This is a genomic window from Paenibacillus sp. LX16, assembly GCF_036252815.1.
Lineage (GTDB): Bacteria > Bacillota > Bacilli > Paenibacillales > Paenibacillaceae > Paenibacillus > Paenibacillus polymyxa_B.
Genome location: NZ_CP141152.1, coordinates 3,005,046 through 3,024,212, shown reverse-complemented (window position 1 = coordinate 3,024,212; position 19,167 = coordinate 3,005,046). Strand labels below are relative to the sequence as shown.

Sequence of the window (19,167 nt, the reverse complement as noted above, 5' to 3'; positions counted from 1 at the left end):
ACTGGAAATATTGCAACTGTGTTACATAAGACTCATAGCGAGCGCTTTATAAAATAATTAAGTGTTATAGGCTTCTATCGGCACATTTCCTGCTTCGCTATCTTTGAACAAATTTATAAACAGCGGTATATGAATGTTAACAAGGAAGTCGCTACCCTTCCCCAATGTAAAAATGGACCAGCTGAAACAATCAGAACTCCCTCTCTACTTCGCTAATCCTTCCACAGGATCGGACCCAGCAGCATCGTAGAGAAGGACCTTTCCAGTACCAGAACTCGTTTAAGGCAGAAGTTCGAATGACGCTTCTTTCACATCGCGAGAACTCGATCCGATATAAACCTTGAACTCCCCCGGTTCGGCCTCATATTTTCGATCCGAATTCCAAAAAGCCAAATCCGCTTCGGCGATGGTGAAGCGGATTTCTTGTGCTTCGCCTGCGGCTAATGTCACCTTTTGGAACCCCTTAAGCTCCTTCACTGGACGGACCACACTGCCATGAAGGTCCTGAATGTACAACTGGACGGTCTCCTCTCCCTGTATCATACCTGTATTGGTAATCGTCACGTTGGCAGTAATTGTCTCTGAAGCATTCATCTGCGATTGGGATAACCAAATTGCCGAATACTCGAACGTCGTATAGCTTAGCCCGTAACCAAAAGGATACAGGGGATCATTAGAACCATCTATATACTTGGAAAAGAACTTTAAATGCTTATTGCTTTCCGTTACAGGCCTCCCAGTGCTAAAGTGATTGTAGTATACTGGTACTTGTCCGGCATGAGCGGGGAAACTCATCGTTAGTTTGCCGGACGGATTATAATTGCCAAGGAGCACATCTGCTATGGCATGCCCGGCTTGAGATCCAAGGAACCATGTCTCCACGATGGCGTCCATATGATGCTCAAACCAATCCAGCACAAGAGGACGTCCATTTGTTAGAACCAATACGGTCGGTTTGCCTGCCTTAACAACTGCCTTCGCTAGTTCTTGTTGAGCCTTCGGCAGCGTAATATCCATGCGGGATGCAGCCTCGCCAGACATTTCACTGTTCTCACCAAGGGCAAGAATAACGATGTCGGCTTGTTCCGCCGCAGAAGCTGCCCGCTCCAGTCCTCCTACAATCGCTTCCTCAACCTTGCATCCTTCTTCGAGCAAAAGATCTACCGCCGGTACTCCCTGTTCTTCAATCCCTTGCCAGAGCGTAACGGTTTCATTCGCATATCGGGACCACTGCCACGGTCCCAGCAGATCCTTGCTATCACCGAATGGACCAATTACAGCTATCTTTCGTTCCTTGCTTGTAATCGGGAGCAAGCCGTTATTTTTCAACAAAACGATGGATTTCTGCGCCAGACTCCGACTCGCTGTCAGATGACTCGGATGGAAGTGAGATTCCTTTTCTATTTCCGGGCGTACATAACGGAACGGGTCATCCATAATGCCGATCTTATACTTAAAAGTCAAAATCCGACGTACCGCTTGGTCCAATTGTTCTTCCGTAACGAGTCCCTGTTCGATCAATTCATGTAAATGATCATAAGAACGAGTCACCATCTCAATATCCAACGTTGCATCAAGAGCCTTTTTTGCTGCTTCTTTGCTATCCCTTGCGTACCCATGAGCGACGATTTCGTCAATGGAGCCGTAGTCGGAAATCAATATACCGTCAAAGCCCAGCTCTCCTCTCAGTACATCGTTAAGGAGGTAGCGGTTTCCTGCCACAGGAACCCCCTGGTACGTATTAAAGGCATTCATCACCGACCCGGCGCCCGATTCAATCCCCGCCTTGAAGGGCGGTAAGTAAACATTCCGCAAGGTACCTTCCGAAATATCTACCGTATTGTAATCTCTTCCTGCCTCGGCAGCTCCGTATGCAATAAAATGCTTTAAACAAGCAATGAGTGTATCAGGATCGTGTAAACTGTTACCTTGATAGCCTTCTACTTGAGCTTTGGCGATTAGACTTCCCAGATAAGGATCTTCGCCTGCGCCCTCTACGACGCGACCCCAACGCGGGTCTCTCGTAACATCGACCATCGGGCCATGGTTATATGTGATACCGCTGGCGGTAGCCTCTTTTGCGGCAATCGCACAAGCTTCCCTGATAGATTCCAAGTCCCAACTGCAGGACCAAGCAAGCGGCACGGGAAATACCGTCTGAAACCCATGTATAACGTCAAAATTAAATAGCAACGGAATACTATGCGGGGATTGCTCCACCGCTATTTTTTGGAGTTCGAACACTCTGCGACCCGTTACGGCCGACAGAACTGAACCAGCCCGGCCTTCTGCAACCAGTTTTTCCGGTGTGTCAGACGCAAGCTCTGATCCAAGCGAGAGGTTTGTAGACATACACTGACTCATTTGACCAATCTTATCAGTAATGGACATCTTGCTGAGAAGAGCTTCAACGGATAGGTAAATCTCTGTATCGTCGCGTTGCTTTACATCATGCTTCCGATAAGGAGCGATTTCGGAAATGAGCGTATCCGCGAGCGATGGGCCAGGCCCTTTCACACCTTTTACGAAGAATGCTTCCTGGAAGGGAATCTTGATCCTGCCCTGAAACTCTTCATCATTAAATGTCAGTTCAAATTGAAGCGTTTCATTTGGTACAAATGATGATACTCCCTTGGCCTGAAGCGTGTTGCCTTCTACAGTCAACGCAGTGATTTCGATTGGAAACGGAAACGGTTCCAGAACAACTGATAATACATAAGTTTCTTTCTTTTCAATGATAAATTGCATTTTAATCGTGGATTGAGGCGTTTGGTGCAGAAAACTCCAAGTACCAATCATGCTGTCAACTCCTCTACAAATTTTCAAATCTACCTTTCACCACACCGATAACCAAACCTTTAGGCCGCAGATCCCACAACGACTTTCCGTTATTCATATGACGACTTTTGTGTTCGAAGGTTTGGGCTTAAGAACAACTTCTACAGAATGGGTCCGATCATCCTGAAAGAGAGGCAGCAGATTTCCATTGATAAGGCTTCCATCCACCTGTATCTCGGGTTGTCCTTCAGACAACCGTGATGGGTTCCGGATGGTAATATCATAACGTGTGCCACGGAACTCCCTAAATACCTGGGCTTCCTCCCAATCTGCCGGGAAGCAAGGGTCAATCCGGAGACCATCATAATCCCGCTTGATCCCCATAATTCCCTCCAAGAGGGACATGAGTCCCCATGCCGAGGTTCCGGTTGTCCATGATTGGTAGGACTTCCCATAATATTTGGGGTGAATTGAATAACAATTAGTGAAGACATACGGCTCCGCTCCAGATTGTGTGGATGGATTCGCTTCGCTGTCTGGAATGATCTTCAGCAATGTACGTAGGGCTTCTACTCCCCTGCCTGCCTTGCAATCCGCCATAATTTTGAAACCGGTTGCGTGGCAGTAAACTCCGCCGTTCTCGAATAGCCCGGGAAGCATGCCGGCCATTCTGCCTACATGGGGAGAATATTCCGTATAGGGAGGCATATTGATCGGGAAACCAAAATCATGCTCCATGCTGTCCATGGAATCCAGCACCTTGGGCAGCTTCTCTTCATCCGGAATATCAGCTAGTACGGCCCACGATTGTGCGTTAATATAGATTGTGCTCCCCTTGCTGTCTTTGGAGCCGATATTCTCTTCTTTGCTAAGAGCGCGCATATACCAGCTTCCGTCCCAAGCCATTTCGTTAATCGCATTGCGGAGGATATGGTACTGTTCATCCAAGTACCCAGCATAACCTGTGTCGCCCAATCGTCGGATCAACGCTGACAACTCTTTCAGGGCATAACAAAACTGCTGGGATAGCATGACAGATTCCGCATCCGGGTCCGTTGTAATATTCAAGGCATCGTTCCAATCCGCGAAGAAAATCCGCACCAGGCCATGTTTCCCTTTATCTTCAATCAACCGGTTGACTGCAGCCTTTACATGCTCCAGCATCGTTGCCGAGCCTTCATCCTGATATTCGATCTCCATATCCAGAAGAGAATAATCTCCGGTTTCTTTAATCAACTCACACACCGCCCAGATAATCCAGAACGGCTGGTCTGAGTAACGGGTAGCATCATATGGATACCAAGTCAGCACAGCATGTCCTGCCTTAAACTGATGCCGCAAGCATTCTATAATTTCCTCCTTGGCCCTTTCCTGTCTGTAATTTAGAAGGGCTACGGCAATCTGAAGATTATCCCGAACCCCCTTCTTGCCGACTATGCAGAAGTCAATCTGTTTTTTCACCCATTCGTTCATAAGCACGTTCAGCTTCTCATGAGGCGTAACAATATGGAGGCCAGCGTATTTGCACTTCTGGTGCTCCTTTGTTTCCAGTAGTGCTTGTTCGATACGGTCCCTGTTGCTGTATTGCTCCATCGTTTGAACCGCTTCTTCCAACGATTCACTGACGCCCAGCACATAATACAGCTCCTTCTCTTCACCAGCTGCCAGTACCAGCTTGTTCTGCAAGACCCCACCGAGGTTGACAAGCGTAGTTAAAGAATTCGTACAATCTCTCCCTTTCACTACAACGTCCGGCCGCTGGAACAACGGTGCTGGCATGGCATCCAACCTAGTGTATGACCCCAGATCTCCCAAAAACTCTCCCAGATTGCCATCAAAGGCGTGGACGGTTTCCGAGCAGGCGATATAACTGTTGTATCTGTTATGGGGCGTGAAGGGATGTTTGGACTGGCAGTAAATACCGTTCAGCCTCTCATCAAAGAAGGTTTCACAGCTCCTGTACATTTCGTAATACCGCGGGTAATTAAAGCCTTCAAGCTCAAAGCTCACGGTAGAGAATACGCTGATATTCTTAACTTTATCCGTATTATTCCTGACCTTGACTACCCATACCTCGTTATAGCCTTCATGCGGGACCAAAAGCTTCCAGGAAGCATGGACGCCGTTCTTTTGTGATTGGAGAATGGAATATCCAATATTGTGCTCACATGAGAAATCCTCGACTTCTTCATTTAATGGGCCTTCCCCTATATTCCAGTACACATTGGCGTCATCATCGCGCAAGTACAGGTATTTGGCATCCTGATTATTGATCATACACATGTCTGCTTTTGAATTGATATAATAGCTTCGGCCATGCCCAATTTGGGAAACTTGTGTGCAATATCCTTGCTCGCTCCACAAATAATTGTACCAATGCCTCGGGGGCCGTGGCGTATTAATAATACAAGAGTTACCTTTATCAGAAAAATGATGAATTTTATCTACTTTCATTTTCTCACTCCTAGTAAACGGTTATGGAAATAGAGGAATTGCTAATTCAGTTTTCACAGTTCTGTAATCGTTACATTTGATGAAAATGCCTTTCGTTCAACAATAGTTTTTTCACCTATAATCTCAAAGGTACCTTTTAATCGAATATCTTGGGATGAGGCACCTATAAACACTTCCATGTTACCTGGCTCCACAACTTGATTCATATTCAAGTCATGAAATGCCAGTTGCTTCATGTTTACCTTGAAAGAAACCTTCTTTGTTTCGTTAATGTCCAAGCTAATCCGTGCAAATCCAACCAGTTGCTTCACAGGTCTTGCAACACTGCTCACCCGATCCCGGATATAAACCTGCACAACTTCATCCCCGGCAATCTGTCCCACATTGCTCAGCTTAAATAAGATATTCAATTCTCCGTCAACTTGAACCGAGCGGTCGTGTTCCAGGTCACCGTATTCAAATTGCGTATAACTTAATCCATGACCAAATGGATATAACGGTTTATTTTGGGTGGGGTCGATATATTCAGCCCATTCATTCATTTCAACATAGAGCGGTAGTCTGCTGTTATACATGGGAATCTGACCTGCTTCTTTGACAATAGTCACCGGCAGCTTTCCACTAGGGTTCTTCTGTCCGGTAAGGATATTCATAATGGCTTCGGCTCCAGACTGTGCAGGCAGCCACGAATAAAGGACTGCTTTACTGTATTCGCTTACCAATGGAGTAGCTAATGGACGGCCATCAACAATAATTGAAATCACCGGTTTATTCAACTTAAATACTTCTGCCATCATTTCCAGTTGAGAATTTTCAAGACCAATGTTGTGATTATCTTTGTTTTCACCGCAAGTCGCTTCAGGATCAATCATGCTTTCTTTACCACCTAATACGGCAATGACGATATCCGCCTGTTGCACCACAGCTTTTACCGCTTCAATCCCTCTGTCGATAGGTTTGGAGATATTGCAGCCTTTGGCGTGCAGCACATGTTCTTTCCCAAGCTCTTTCTCCAACACATCTTTTACCGATTTACAATCCGGGTAGAACATTTGAACAAATTCTTCATTCGTTTTATAGACTCTTTTCGAGGAATCTTCAGAAGCTAAATTCTGTCTGATCATATTCATAATGATTTCTCTTTGTTCTGGGGTGGGCTGGTCATCAAATTCAATTCCCATCGACTTTAATGACTCTTTATCGTCGGTTATTGCCCCTGTATAAAGCATTCTCAGGAAGCTGTCTTCTTCGGATTTGTCGAAATCGCTACTTCTTGTGCTGGCCGATCCTACCGATGAATAACCGCCAAAGAAGTTGGTTTTGGTGTCTGAGGCGGGGCCGATCAGTGCTACTTTCAGGCTCTTTTTGAGCGGCAGAATATTGTCCTCATTTTTTACCAATACCATCGATTTCTCCGCAATCTCCCGTGATAACTCCACATTCTCCGCTTTTTTAATTTCATAAAAAAAATCGCCATCATCATAAGGATTCTCAAATAGCCCTAACCTGAATTTGGTCTCAAGAACTCGTCTTACGGAATTGTCTATATAGGCCTCTTCCAGTTCGCTTGATTCAACCGCTTTTATTAAATGCTGGTAACATTGATTGCCGGGTTGTTCCACATCTAGTCCGGCTTTAAGTGCCAGAATGCCTGCCTCTTTATGATCTTCTGCCACTCTATACCGTAATGTTGCATGCGTGATACTGCCATAATCAGCCACAACCAAGCCATTAAATCCCAACTTGTCTCTCAGAATATCGGTAAGCAGCCACTTTGACGTAGACACAGCCTGGTCATTTAAAATCCCATAACTATTCATGATCGCTTTCACGTCCGCCTCATGAATAGCCGCTTCAAAGGGGAAGCAATAACTATCCAACAATCTTCGCTCGTCGACTTGCTGTTCTCCGCCGCCTCTTCCCCCTTCAGCATTACCATAACCGACAAAGTGCTTAGCGGCAGCCATGATCTCATGATCACCTTGGACGCCTTTGACGAACGCCACGCCCATTTGCGCAACTAAATAGGGGTCTTCTCCATAGGTTTCGCCGATTCTTCCGAATCTCGGATCCCGTCCCAAGTCGAACAGGGGGGAATGCACAGCCTTGAATCCATATGCCCTTAGTTGTTTTTTGACGACCTCACCCATTTTTTGTGCTAACGCCGGCTCCCAGGCAGAAGCAAGATTAAGAGACTGCGGAAAAGTAGTTGCGCCTGGGATCTGCGCCCCTGCTATCCCTTCACTATGAAACAGCGCAGGGATACCTAATCTGGTTTCTTCAACAAGAAACTTTTGTATGCCCTTTATTGTCTCCTTATCCTTCTTATTGTCACCCGTTAGGGAGTCGTTTAAATAACTGATGGTACCAATGCCATCTTTTAATTTACCGTGTCTAGTATCATACACGGTTTCTCCACCATATGAATTTGCACAAGTTAACTGGGCCACTTTCTCCTGCAGTGTCATTCTTCCAATTAAATCTTCGACTCTCTCATGAATAAATTTACTGGCATCTTTGTAAATCATCATTCTTCCCCCCAAAAAATTAAAGTTTCCATCAACTGTGAAGATGTTTTAACTCAAGTTTACTCTGAGCCTGAAAGCCAGCTCTACTCCTTGAACGACGTTTCGTTATTCATTCCACGACTTTATGTGTACTGACAGCCTCGCAGGGTTAGGGAGCCTTAAGAAATAACCATGTACATACTTCTTTCTACTTATTGTAAAACTTTGCAGGACCAGCACTCTACGGGGGAAAGTTTTGATTTTCTTCGTTTTTTTTAAGCGCTTACTTTTTGATTGACTTGGGAAGGCGGATCCATACAGTGGTTCCTTCACCAGGTAGGCTGGTAAAGGACAATCCGTACAACGACCCATAGTTCAGTTGAATCCGTTCTTGAATGTTCTTGATGCCAAACCCGCCCGTGGTTTTGCTAACAGGCCTAATTAACAAAGCCTCCACTACTGCTTCCACCATGCCGATGCCGTCATCGCTGATCTCCACGACCAGATCGCCCTTCTCCTCCATAGCGGATACCTGGATTATGCCCGTCTCCGAATCTTTCTCTAAAATGCCGTGCAGAATCGCATTCTCGATTAAGGGCTGCAGCATGATTTTGGGCACCTCACAGCCCAGCAGCAGCGGTGAAACCTTCAAGCTCAGTGTAATCGCACTATTAAATCGCATGTTTTGGATCGACACATAGGATTCAATATGCCGCAGTTCACTCTCCAAAGTGACGGTCTCACTGCCGTTCGACAGGCTCAAACGATAGAACAAAGCCAGCCGGTCTACTACTTTGGATATCTCCTCATTACCGGATTCAATAGCCATAACATTGATTAGATCCAGGGTATTGTAAAGAAAATGCGGGTTAATCTGTGCCTGCAGTGCCTTCAACTCCTTGTTCTTCACTTCGCGCCCGAGCGTGTAGGTCTCCTCCATCAACCGCGATACATTCTCCACCATCATATTAAAATTAGTTGTTAGCTCTCCGATCTCATCTTGGTTGGCTGGAAGCGGTGACATGCGTAAATTGCCGTCCTTGACCTTGCGCACATGCCGAATGAGCTGCCGGAGACGTTTGGTTGCCGAACCAGCAATAACGAAGGACAGAATAAAGGTAAGGGGAATAATGAATAAAAAAATTAAGATCAGCCGATTGCGCATCCGGTTGCTGGATTCCAGTATGTCCGAGTAGGGCACAATCATCGCTATACTCATATCCGTCTCAGGGATTGCCTCCAGTCCAAGCAGGATTTGCTGCCCATTGAACTCTATAGTGTCGATTTCCCCATCGGCCGGAACCAGAGACAGCATATCCTTAAATTCCTTGGAGGTATACAGAAATTCACCAGAGGTGCTTAGAACATCACCGCGGTTATTGAATAAGACTACGGAGGTAGACGGAGTGGCAACAGCATGTTCCAACACGGAACGAACTGTGCTTTGCGAGATCCGGGCACGCACAAGGCCATCACTCACCTGTATATTGTGCGCATTTGGAATGACTCGCAGGACGGATACTTCATCGCTGCCCTCTTCCTGTTCAATAGCGGAGGAAGGCAGCCAGGTGAAGACGGAATGGGAAGCGATAAAGTTCTTGAACCAGAGGCTGTTCTCCAATTTGTCCATGTTCAAATAGTCGGGACTTTCTGTGGCTGAAGCAAGCCCCTGCTTCATATAGAGCTGAACAGTTTCAATATCCGAATTGTAGCGGGATTTCGCCAGTATCCGGTCGAGCCTTCTGGCATCCGTTCCCCAGAGATTGATATCCTCATACCGTCTCGGATCTTCGGCTACCAGAGTCTGAACGGTATCATTGAAGGCAATGAAGTTCAACACTTCATTAACTGTCTCTGCACGGTAATGCAGGTAGGATTTAGTTTCCTCCAACATTTTGTGGGCCGAAGTCAACGCTTGCTTCTCCATTTCATTCGCGGTTAACAACAGATGCAGGAAGAGCAGCAGGGCCAACGGGATAATGATCACCAGCATATAGGAAGCGAACAGCTTATGCCGGATGCTAAAATCAGCGAACGCTCTCCTGGACTTCAGTTTCATTTGGCCATCCTCTCCCGGTACTCCGAAGGCGTGCAGCCTGCGCATTTTTTGAAAAAGGTGGTAAAGTAATTGGCATCGGTGAAGCCGGTCCGTTCTGCAACCTCATACAACTTCAATTCCTTGTCCAGAAGTAGTTCCTTGGCCTTTTCCACTCGCAGCGAGGAGATATATTCCTTGACGGTGCCCCCTCTCTGCTTCTTGAACAGGGAGCAGAGATAAGTTTCGCTCAACGCCACATGATCAGCAATATCTCGAATTGTGAAACCCCTTTCATGAAAGTACTTGTGAATATAATGCAGAATCTCTCTCATTTTAGCCGAGCTACCTTCCCCTTCCGGCGGTACCAGGAACAAGTCCAGGAAGGAGAGGATGTATTTTTCCATGCTTGCCAGGTCGGGAACACGGTCAATCTCCTTCCAGATATACCGCCGCTCCATGTCCTCATCCGTATCCGTAAACCCCATTTGCACAGCTGTATCGAGAATGACCAGCAAGAGTTGGAAATAGGAATCCTTGAGCCGGACAATATTCAGATCACGTGCTGCCCTGGCCTGCTTGGTCCAATTCACAATAAGACTGCGGGCAGCTTCCAGTTCCCCCTGCTTCAGAAGTCCGCGCAGACTGCGCACCATGTTCCAGTCGGTAGCAAGTGATCGGTTGCCACCAAGTGCATTGGCAAAGATTAGCCGATCACCCTCGCTGTAATAATGCAGACTGCACACATCGAGAGCAGTTCTGTATGCATTCGGAATTTGCAACTGTTCTTTTACCGACTCTCCGACCCCCATACAAAAACGGATATTGCTGCCTATGATCCCGGCCGCTTCGGCGTAGAGATCCTCCAATACCTTACGTTGTTCCCGGTAGCTGCAGCCGAAAATCCCCGGCAGAATAAAGATTAAAAAATTCCGTGAATCGAAACCGCAGATGCCTTGTAGCGAAGCCAGCTTGTTATTCATATTCAGCTCCCGCAACACTGCCTCTTGGACTAGCCTCGGATCTTTGGGATATTGCGGTGGCTGCCAGTACATGCACGATGCAAGCACAGTATACGGTCCTTCCAGAGGCAAAAGAAAGGTTTCTCTACTCTCCAAAGCCTTCGACACATGGAGCGAATCAGGAACTGAAATAAGTTTGCGGACCATCTCCTGTCTCAGATAAGGCAGACCTTCATCATAGGCCTCCTGCAGTTGGCGCTCCTCCATTCGTTTTTGCTTATCCTTTTTTCTGGACTCCACTGCCTCTCGAACTGCCTCCCTCACCTTATCTAGATTGATCGGCTTTTCAATAAAGTCGAGAGCATTCAGCCGGATCGCTGACATTAGATATTCCTTGTCCGAGAATCCGCTCAGGAACAATAGCTTGCATGAAACATCAATCTTACGAAGCTGTTGCGCGAATTCTATACCATCCATCTTCGGCATCCGGATATCACAGAGCACGATGTCGGGACGAAAGCTCTGGAACCTCTCCAGAGCAATCATGCCATTGCGGGCCGTTTCCAACTCATTAATACCCAACTCCCCCCAGGCAATATGCTTGCACAGCATTTCCCTGGTTCTCTCTTCATCCTCTACGATCAGCAGCCTCATGATGTGCTCACTTCCCCTACGACGTTTTCATTCATTATATATCAACAACGCTGCTCCCATCCCCTTCATTCCTTCACTCCGTCTTCTTCTATGGATTCATCATTGCCTAGGTTCTCATTATGACTCCGAGATCGTTATCAATAGCTTAGCAGAGATTCAAATTGTTCAACGGTATTGATACATTTCCACACAAAAGGAGGATGGATTGCTGCCGACTGCTAATCCATAAGAGGCTTCGTCCCCATTCAGAACACGCCCCCGGATCCATTTGTCTTTAACGAACGTTCCTTCCTCGATCCTAATGTAGTCCACTTTGGAAGTGTCGCCGCGCTTAGGCAGAAATTCAAATGAACATCCAATGCCGACTAAAATAAATTCGTTATCCGACGCTTCGATTACGAGGCCGCCTGACACCGGTTTCCCTTCCTGTCTGCGCTGATAGTTTACTTTCAAATCATATTTGGTGAAAGACAATATACAGCCGGGCTCATGATTTTGAATAAATCCCGTCATTTTTCCTGTACCGCGGTACTTCTGAATGATCGCCTGCATATTGCCGAGAAGCTCGTAGCTGCGTGCGAGGTAGGGGCCGGTTCCATTTGAAACAAAGGCAGAAAAGTCGATATTCAGAGCTAAACCCAATTCGATATTTGCGTTGTCATTTGAAGGAGGGGCAAAGATGCTTTCAATGCCAAAAGGAGAAAAACACAAGGCATTATGTTTTCCAATCGCATAAAATACGTTTGTCACTGAAGCGACGTCTCTTCTAGTTTCAGGAATAAACAAGGGGTTGTCGTTCCCGGCCGTATACTCCTCACAAACCTCGGCAAAATTGGGAACATAAATATCCGGCGCATAAAGACAGATGGTCGGAGCCGTCGCTTTCCAAATCTGCATGACCTTTGCTATCGGCCCCCGCTAGGATAAGGTCCGGGCTTCCATGGGAATTGCTCAAGCCATGCATTCACGAACATAGGAAGAGCGTACTCATCAGAACCACTGCTAGCGATTCGTTCGATGGCCCGAGCGTAATGAAAAGCCATAAAGTATTCTTCCGCATCATCCGCAAACGCCTCCTTCCATGAACCTACCTTGCCAAAAATCGCAGCCAATTCATCGGGTATCGAGTCGTTGAATTGCTCGTTCGCATGATCGGAGTAATCACGGTCGCTGCCCAAGAATCCGATTTCATTCTCAACTTGCACCATGATAACGGTATGGCGATCTCCATCCACTTTCTTCAGATGAGCCATGAAATATCTGAACGCAGCCGCATCAGCTTCAACGGCTTTCTCACATAATGGCGATATCGTATCGGAAGATTCTTTATTCTGATATACCGCCCGAAAGTAGGTCTTGTAGTCCCTTTTAACCCAGCTTGGAACATATGAGGATTTTCCGTTCTTCCATAACCCGAACCATAAGAATACCAGTCGCAGGTTTTCTTCCTGGGCTTGTTCAATAATTCCATCAACAAGATGAAAGTCAAACTCCCCCTGCATCGGTTCGATCAGTTCCCAATAGACCGGTACGATTACTGTATTTAAGTGTAATTCTCTAAGTTGAGGACAAACCTTTGCTTCATATAGTTCAAGTCAGAGACACTGGAGTTATGGATCTCCCCTGCCAGTGCAATAAATGGATTTCCATCGACATACAAATTGAATATCCCATTTTCCTTCTTTAACTGAGGCATTAAGCTAATATTACTCATCATCTCTCACTCTCCATTTGATATTTATTACAAGCGATTCTCTCAGTTCGTCGTATACTAACATCTGCCAAAAGAAGCGCAGCTTGCCTGCTGCGCTCTTCAAAAAGTACCATGACCGGTAACTCATTCATTTCCCTATTCGACGGTGATCAAATGTTATTTCTTCTTTGCCAGAAATTCTTCAGCCTGGGTCTGCACCTCTGCTTTGACCTTATCCAGACCAGCACTGTTCAGATTTTTGGCCAGTTCGTCAAATGCTTTGTCTACATCCTTGACTGCGCCGATATAGATTGGATTGGCATATTGTGTCGAAGCATTGGCCAAGTTTGCAATCTGCGTCTTGACATTCTCCGAGTTGAAGGAGAAGCCTTTTAATGCGAAGTCTGAGGTATTATATTCGTCCTGTTTCTTCCAAAAGTCAATATAAGTCTGTGGCCAAGTACTCATCGGCTTAAACAAAGCCTTATTTACGAACCAGAAGCCCGCAGCATCCGGAGGATAGGTATTTGTATCGGCTGTTATCCCTTCCGGCAGCCCGATTTTATCGTCTGGTGTGATGACGTAGTTCTTGCCTTCGATGCCGAAATAAGTCAAATACACATAAGAAGGATCTTCCATAATAAGGTCGAACGCCTGCATCACACGTTCCGGATTTTTGGAATTGGCCGCAATGGAAATTCCAGCTCCTATATAATTTCCAATTGGGACCTTACCATTTGGCATCAAGGACGGAATGATATAGGTTTCAATTCCTTTCGCTTGAGCAGCTTCTAGGGTGGATGCAATATCTATGCTGTTGCCAAACGCTACCGCAGATTTGCCTTCCACAAAATTATCCTTGGAGCGGATCTTATTTGAATATGGATTTTTGTTAACATAACCTTTGTCATACCAGTCCTTCATGATGCCGGCAGCATATTTTTGTGCGCTTAGGTAAGGCTCCTCTACCATGCTGTAGATTTTCCCAGTCGGATCTGTAAAATCGTAAGCTACTCCTTGAGCCAAAGGACCGCCTCCGAAAGGACCGCCTGTATAGCCAATTTTATCACGCATCAGCTGTTGATACGGTGTCGGAAGATCAACCTGAGAGTCCAGGTTTAGGCCGATCATATTCGGATGGTTTTTCTTAACAGCTTCCAGATAAGGACCAATTTCAGAGAGGCTCTTCACCTCGGTAAGGCCTGCTTCCGCCATAATATCCTTGCGTAGTACAGCCACAAAGACATTGCTGTCCGGAGTGGTTTTTGGAATCATAAAGATTTTACCGTTAATCTTGGCCTCTTCCCAAGCTGTAGGATCAATAGCAGCCGATTTCTTCGGCATATATTTGGCTATATCCTCAGGCTTAAGTTCATAAAAGGCTCCTTTATTCGCTTGTTCGACATAATAATTCCAATCTGCCGAAAAGATAAAATCCACATCTTCGCCTGAGGCCAACAACAATGGATACTTCGACTGCACATCCCCCCAGCCGATGTAATTCAGATCAATGGTGGCATTGATGTCTTTTTTCAGCTTTTCATTGAGCTTCGCGAGCACATCCGGCATACCCTTCGGTGCTTCACCGAGCAGGTAACCCTTCAGCACAACCTCCTCTTTCTGATTCGGTTCTGGCCTTGTGGCGGCATCGTTGCTACTCGAGCAGGCAGACAGCAGCATCGTCAGTGACAGCAACGTTGTCAGGATCAACATAACTTTTTTCTTTACTTTTCTCACTCTTATTCCCCCTCTGAAAATCGCAATTATATATAAATCCCCATCTATGCAGGACTCACAAACGTATTGCCTCTGCATCCGCACAGTAGGGTTTACCCTTTTACGGCGCCAATTGTAATACCTTTTACGAAATACTGCTGAAGGAACGGAAACAGAATCACAATTGGTCCTGTAGCAATCACTGTCATAGCAAGCTTGAACGTTTCTTTAGGCGTGTCAAGAGCCGACATATGTTGGGCCATAGCCGCAGACATGTTCATTGAAGACAACATTTTATAGAGTAAATATTGCAATGGCACGTATTGCTCCTTGTCAGTGAACATCATCGGGGTCCACCAGTCATTCCAGTAGGCCAGAATGGTGAACAAACCAATAGAAGCGAGTGCGGGCTTGCAGAGCGGCAACACCATCTGCCAAAAAATCCGAAAGTCTCCCGCCCCGTCAATTTTGGCCGATTCCACTAGCGGCTCTGGCACAGAGCCCTGTATGAAGCTGCGCAGAATCAGCACATACATAACATTGAACATGGGGAGCAAAATTAGTACTGCAAGAGTGTTCTTCAGATGCAAATAACTGGTGATCCAGATGAAATAAGGGGCCAATCCACCGTTAAACAATGTGGTGAAGAACAGAAAAAACGCTAGTTTATTCCGGTACTTTACTTCCTTACGGTACATTACATAGGCCGCCATCGTGGAGAACAGCAGCGAAAGCACCGTTCCAACCACCGCCACGATCAGCGAGACGCGGTAAGCAGAAAGAATCTCACCGGGATTGCGGAAGATGTAGGCATAGGCATCCAACGAAAAGCCGCGTGGCAGAAAGGAATAACCCTTGGCTAAAACCTGCCCTTCTTCCGAAATAGAGCCGGAGATTAGAACGATAAAAGGCATCAAACATAGAACTGCGATAAGCGAGACAACAATGTATGAGAAGGCCTTAAAGACGGGCGCCGAATTCAATTTGTTTTTTGTCATAAAGATTCCTCCTTTCTTATGGTCAAGTTAGAACAGTGCGTTATCCTTGTCATAGCGGCGGACAAGGTAGTTAGCGAACAGGATAATAATCAGTGTGAGTACCGATTGATAGAGCCCCACCGAAGAAGCCATGCCAAAATCCTGCGTGCCCATCAGCGAGCGGAACACCAATGTATCAATAATATCTGTGGAATTCATCAGCGCGCCGTTGTTGCCGATCAGTTGGTAGAACATATCGAACTCGCCGCGCATAATCCTTCCTAGCCCCAACAGAATCAGCACTACCACTGTAGGCTTGAGCAAAGGAAGCGTGATTTTCATGATTTTTTGAAAACGGCTAGCGCCGTCAATTGTTGCTGCTTCATAAATCTCCTGATCAATCCCTACAATTGCCGCTAGATACAGGACACTGCCAAAGCCAACCCACTTCCACACGTATAGCAGCGGGAGCAGAAGATACCAATAGCCGCCAGACGAATAGATGTCTATAGCTTCAAACCCGATATTCCTCAGGAAAACGTTTACAATTCCGAATTCATAATTCAGAAAATTATACACAAATGCGGACACTGTAACCCAGGAAATAAAATAAGGCAGAAACATAAAAGTTTGGGTAGCCTTTTTGAAAAATTTGTTGTATGTCTCCGAGATCAGCACCGCGGCTAAAATTGAGAAGAACGTATAAAATCCCAGAAACATCAGATTGTACATGATGGTATTCTTGGTCACAAGCCATGCCTTGCCGGATTGAAAAAAATATTCGAAATTCTCCAGTCCGTTCCATGGACTCATGAAGATGCCATCCCTATAGTTGAATTCCTTAAAAGCCATAATGATGCCTGTCATCGGTATATAGGCAAAGATGATAAAAAAAACAGCAATCGGGATGAACATCGCATATAGCACCCAGTTTTTCCTTAGCTCCTGTAGTGGGGACAACCATTTAACCTTTTTGGGGGTCCGCACCGCAACCTCCTCTATTTTCGAACTCATAAGCAGCCTCCTTCAGTATGTTTCTCTGTGTCCTCCTTTATTGTAGTAGGCTTCAAAGCCAGCACCTACGGGGAAAAGTTTCGATTTCCTTTGAGATCTTATGTTAGCGCTTACTTTCCCCTTAACTTTGGAATATGTACTCACACAGTGGTTCCCTTACCAGGAAGGCCGGTAAAAGATAATCCATACAGCGGCCCAAAGTTCAGCTGAATCAGCTCTTGAATGTTCCAGATGCCGAAGCTTCTAGGCGACTCGGCTCTTGCCCCGGTTGGACACTAATAAGCTGGTTGTGTCTAGCTTGACTGGCCACGCTAATAATAAGAAAGCCGATGGTTCACCACCGGCTTCGATTCCTCCTATTTAAATCCGTGCACTATAACGCTACTACATCTCGCAACGCTCACGAAATAATCGGTAAAATTGCCTTTTGCTGCATTGAACTTTTTACCTCTAGCCTTATTTCCTTTCCAGCAGGAAATGGACAGCAGGGATTGTTCCGTCCAGAACGAAGATCACGCCGTCATGAGCAGGAGCGCATTCGATGTTGGCGATTGGCGTGCCCACCGTGTCCAGAGCAGTAAGCGTTGCGGACTTGCAGCGCACGAACAAGGTTCCTTCCGGGGTGTCCGCGTACAGCTTCCCCTGAAAATCGACAGTCGTAAATAAGCCTTCCGTGGTAAAGATGGTTTCGTCCATGCCGGTGTGGCCGAGGACCGTCAAAAGGTAGGTTTCTGAGCATTCTACGGAAGTGCCTTTTACAGGCAGCAATGCCGCTGAGATGCGATGGTTGATAAGAGAAAGGGAAATAATCCTTTGTCAACGCGATGCCGTCCGAAGGATCGCCGCTGAAGTAAGAACAGCCTTCGGTGCGGATGCGGAAGGTGCCTGCCTTCGGATCAAAGGCCAATTCTCCGGTATCGGAGACGAGGGCACTGCCCACGAGTCCTCGGTCGTCGGGCAGAAGGCCCCAACGCTTGAGCGCGCATCCAGGTTTGCGGCAAACGTAGTGTAATCGCCTTCGCCAGCCAAGGGAGCAATCTCATTGAAGACCAGGATCCTGTCGCCCAGCTTCGCTCCAGGCAGTTCTTCATCTGCCTGGAGCGGCAAGACGCTCCAGCCGCCCTTCGCCGTTCGCGTGCCGCAGGGCGTCCCGATATGGAGACCAGGCGTAATATACGGCGCGTTTAGCCTGAGAAAGATCGCCATTGTTTACAAATCCGGCGGTAACAGCAACGTCTGCGTCACCGGTATAGGCATCCCCTTGATCCAAGAATACGTTGCGCAGGCTTGTAATGTAAGGGAGATAGGCGTTCGGCATACTGAAAGCTGGCGGCAGGGTCTTCAGATCGTTCTGCGTGAAGACCAGATCCACCCGGTGCTCCGCCGGACGCACGAGGTCCCCGAGAAACAATGCGGCCATAAAACCGAACTGACAGATCAGGGATGGATCGTTGTAAACATCAAATATGTTGGTAATCTCATCGGCAGGCTGGCCGTTCCAGCTTTCAGACGTATGATAGCAATAAACGATGAGACCATCCCATTCGTTCAGACAGGCATAGGCTGCCATCGAAATGAACGCCGTGGAGTGGAACGGGTTAACACCATACTCGTTCCACTCGCTCAAGATAAAGGGGTTGCCCGCCACCACTGCCGTGCTGGCCATCGGAAGCATGTTAGTGCGAAGAAACAAGCCGTCCTTATGAACGGTCAATGGATTGGAAGTTACATATTCCCGCATATCTGCCACTTTCGGCTTAGCCTCGTCGAAGGGAGGTATCGGATGGTTGAAGTAGGTATTGTTCTCCATCAAGTCGCCGTCAGCATGGGAATAAACATCCGCAGCGCCGTTTAATAGGTTGCTAGTCACAATGGGTACTTTCGCCCCCAGAGAGCGAACATGGTCAATCATTGTGCCATAATACCGACGGTTAATATAAATGCCGAATTCTGTGAAATCGGCATAGCGTGCGGGGCTCTCTATACCTGTCCATTCACCCATAGGGTTATTCTGAACCTGATAGAAATCTCCCTCCGGGAAAAGCACGGTGCCCTCCTCCGGATCTTCCTCTGTGCCTAGAGCACAGACGCCATTAAATGTCCAGGCATCGGACAGATTCTTCCTTGTATCATATTTGGCAAGCAGGTACCGGTTAAAGCGGCGTTGCAACTCCTGTCCGTACGGTACGATGCCCTTCGTATCCTTTATATCTTCCGTGCCCTTAAAGACCGAATCCTCATTATTGATCTGAATGGTCATAACCGCCGGATCGTCGATTAGGGCTAAGCCAGTGTAAGGATTCACGTGGCAGAGGAGCTTCGTTGCATATTCCTTCTGAAGTTGAATCAATCACTCACATGAAAGATTCTCAAACCT

General features: G+C 46.7%; 11 protein-coding genes and 1 pseudogene. All 12 read right to left on the bottom strand.

Going from position 1 to position 19,167, the window contains the following annotated elements; all coding sequences use genetic code 11:
- Positions 1–279 precede the first annotated feature (279 nt).
- Positions 280–2,799 carry a glycoside hydrolase family 3 N-terminal domain-containing protein gene (locus tag T3H97_RS13145; RefSeq protein WP_328799925.1) on the bottom strand — a complete coding sequence of 840 codons (2,520 nt, stop codon included), beginning with the start codon at positions 2,797–2,799 and terminating at the stop codon, positions 280–282.
- 93 nt (positions 2,800–2,892) lie between these two features.
- Positions 2,893–5,232 (bottom strand): GH36-type glycosyl hydrolase domain-containing protein, encoded by a 2,340-nt coding sequence (locus T3H97_RS13140; RefSeq protein ID WP_328799924.1) that lies wholly within the window; start codon positions 5,230–5,232, stop codon positions 2,893–2,895.
- A 53-nt stretch (positions 5,233–5,285) separates the two neighbouring features.
- Complete coding sequence (locus T3H97_RS13135) at positions 5,286–7,763, bottom strand: glycoside hydrolase family 3 N-terminal domain-containing protein (RefSeq protein WP_328799923.1); 2,478 nt, start codon at positions 7,761–7,763, stop codon at positions 5,286–5,288.
- A 259-nt stretch (positions 7,764–8,022) separates the two neighbouring features.
- Positions 8,023–9,798 carry a sensor histidine kinase gene (locus tag T3H97_RS13130; RefSeq protein WP_279833770.1) on the bottom strand — a complete coding sequence of 592 codons (1,776 nt, stop codon included), beginning with the start codon at positions 9,796–9,798 and terminating at the stop codon, positions 8,023–8,025.
- On the bottom strand, positions 9,795–11,390 hold the full coding sequence (locus T3H97_RS13125) for a response regulator (RefSeq protein WP_328799922.1): 1,596 nt from the start codon (positions 11,388–11,390) through the stop codon (positions 9,795–9,797). The genes T3H97_RS13130 and T3H97_RS13125 overlap by 4 nt, the downstream gene beginning before the upstream one ends.
- Positions 11,391–11,555: 165 nt before the next feature.
- Positions 11,556–12,287 (bottom strand): DUF5597 domain-containing protein, encoded by a 732-nt coding sequence (locus T3H97_RS13120; protein ID WP_328799921.1) that lies wholly within the window; start codon positions 12,285–12,287, stop codon positions 11,556–11,558.
- Positions 12,288–12,295: 8 nt separating this feature from the next.
- Positions 12,296–12,943: pseudogene (locus tag T3H97_RS13115) on the bottom strand (beta-galactosidase); the annotation flags it as partial.
- Between the two features lie 317 nt (positions 12,944–13,260).
- A complete protein-coding gene (locus T3H97_RS13110) occupies positions 13,261–14,820 on the bottom strand; it encodes an ABC transporter substrate-binding protein (RefSeq protein ID WP_328799920.1) in 1,560 nt (519 codons plus the stop codon).
- Positions 14,821–14,912: 92 nt separating this feature from the next.
- Positions 14,913–15,797 (bottom strand): carbohydrate ABC transporter permease, encoded by an 885-nt coding sequence (locus T3H97_RS13105; RefSeq protein ID WP_328799919.1) that lies wholly within the window; start codon positions 15,795–15,797, stop codon positions 14,913–14,915.
- 27 nt (positions 15,798–15,824) lie between these two features.
- Complete coding sequence (locus tag T3H97_RS13100; protein WP_328799918.1) at positions 15,825–16,790, bottom strand: ABC transporter permease; 966 nt, start codon at positions 16,788–16,790, stop codon at positions 15,825–15,827.
- A gap of 456 nt (positions 16,791–17,246) precedes the next feature.
- Positions 17,247–17,510 carry a hypothetical protein gene (locus T3H97_RS13095; RefSeq protein ID WP_328799917.1) on the bottom strand — a complete coding sequence of 88 codons (264 nt, stop codon included), beginning with the start codon at positions 17,508–17,510 and terminating at the stop codon, positions 17,247–17,249.
- Positions 17,511–17,877: 367 nt separating this feature from the next.
- A complete protein-coding gene (locus T3H97_RS13090; protein ID WP_328799916.1) occupies positions 17,878–19,140 on the bottom strand; it encodes an alpha-amylase family protein in 1,263 nt (420 codons plus the stop codon).
- Positions 19,141–19,167 lie beyond the last annotated feature (27 nt).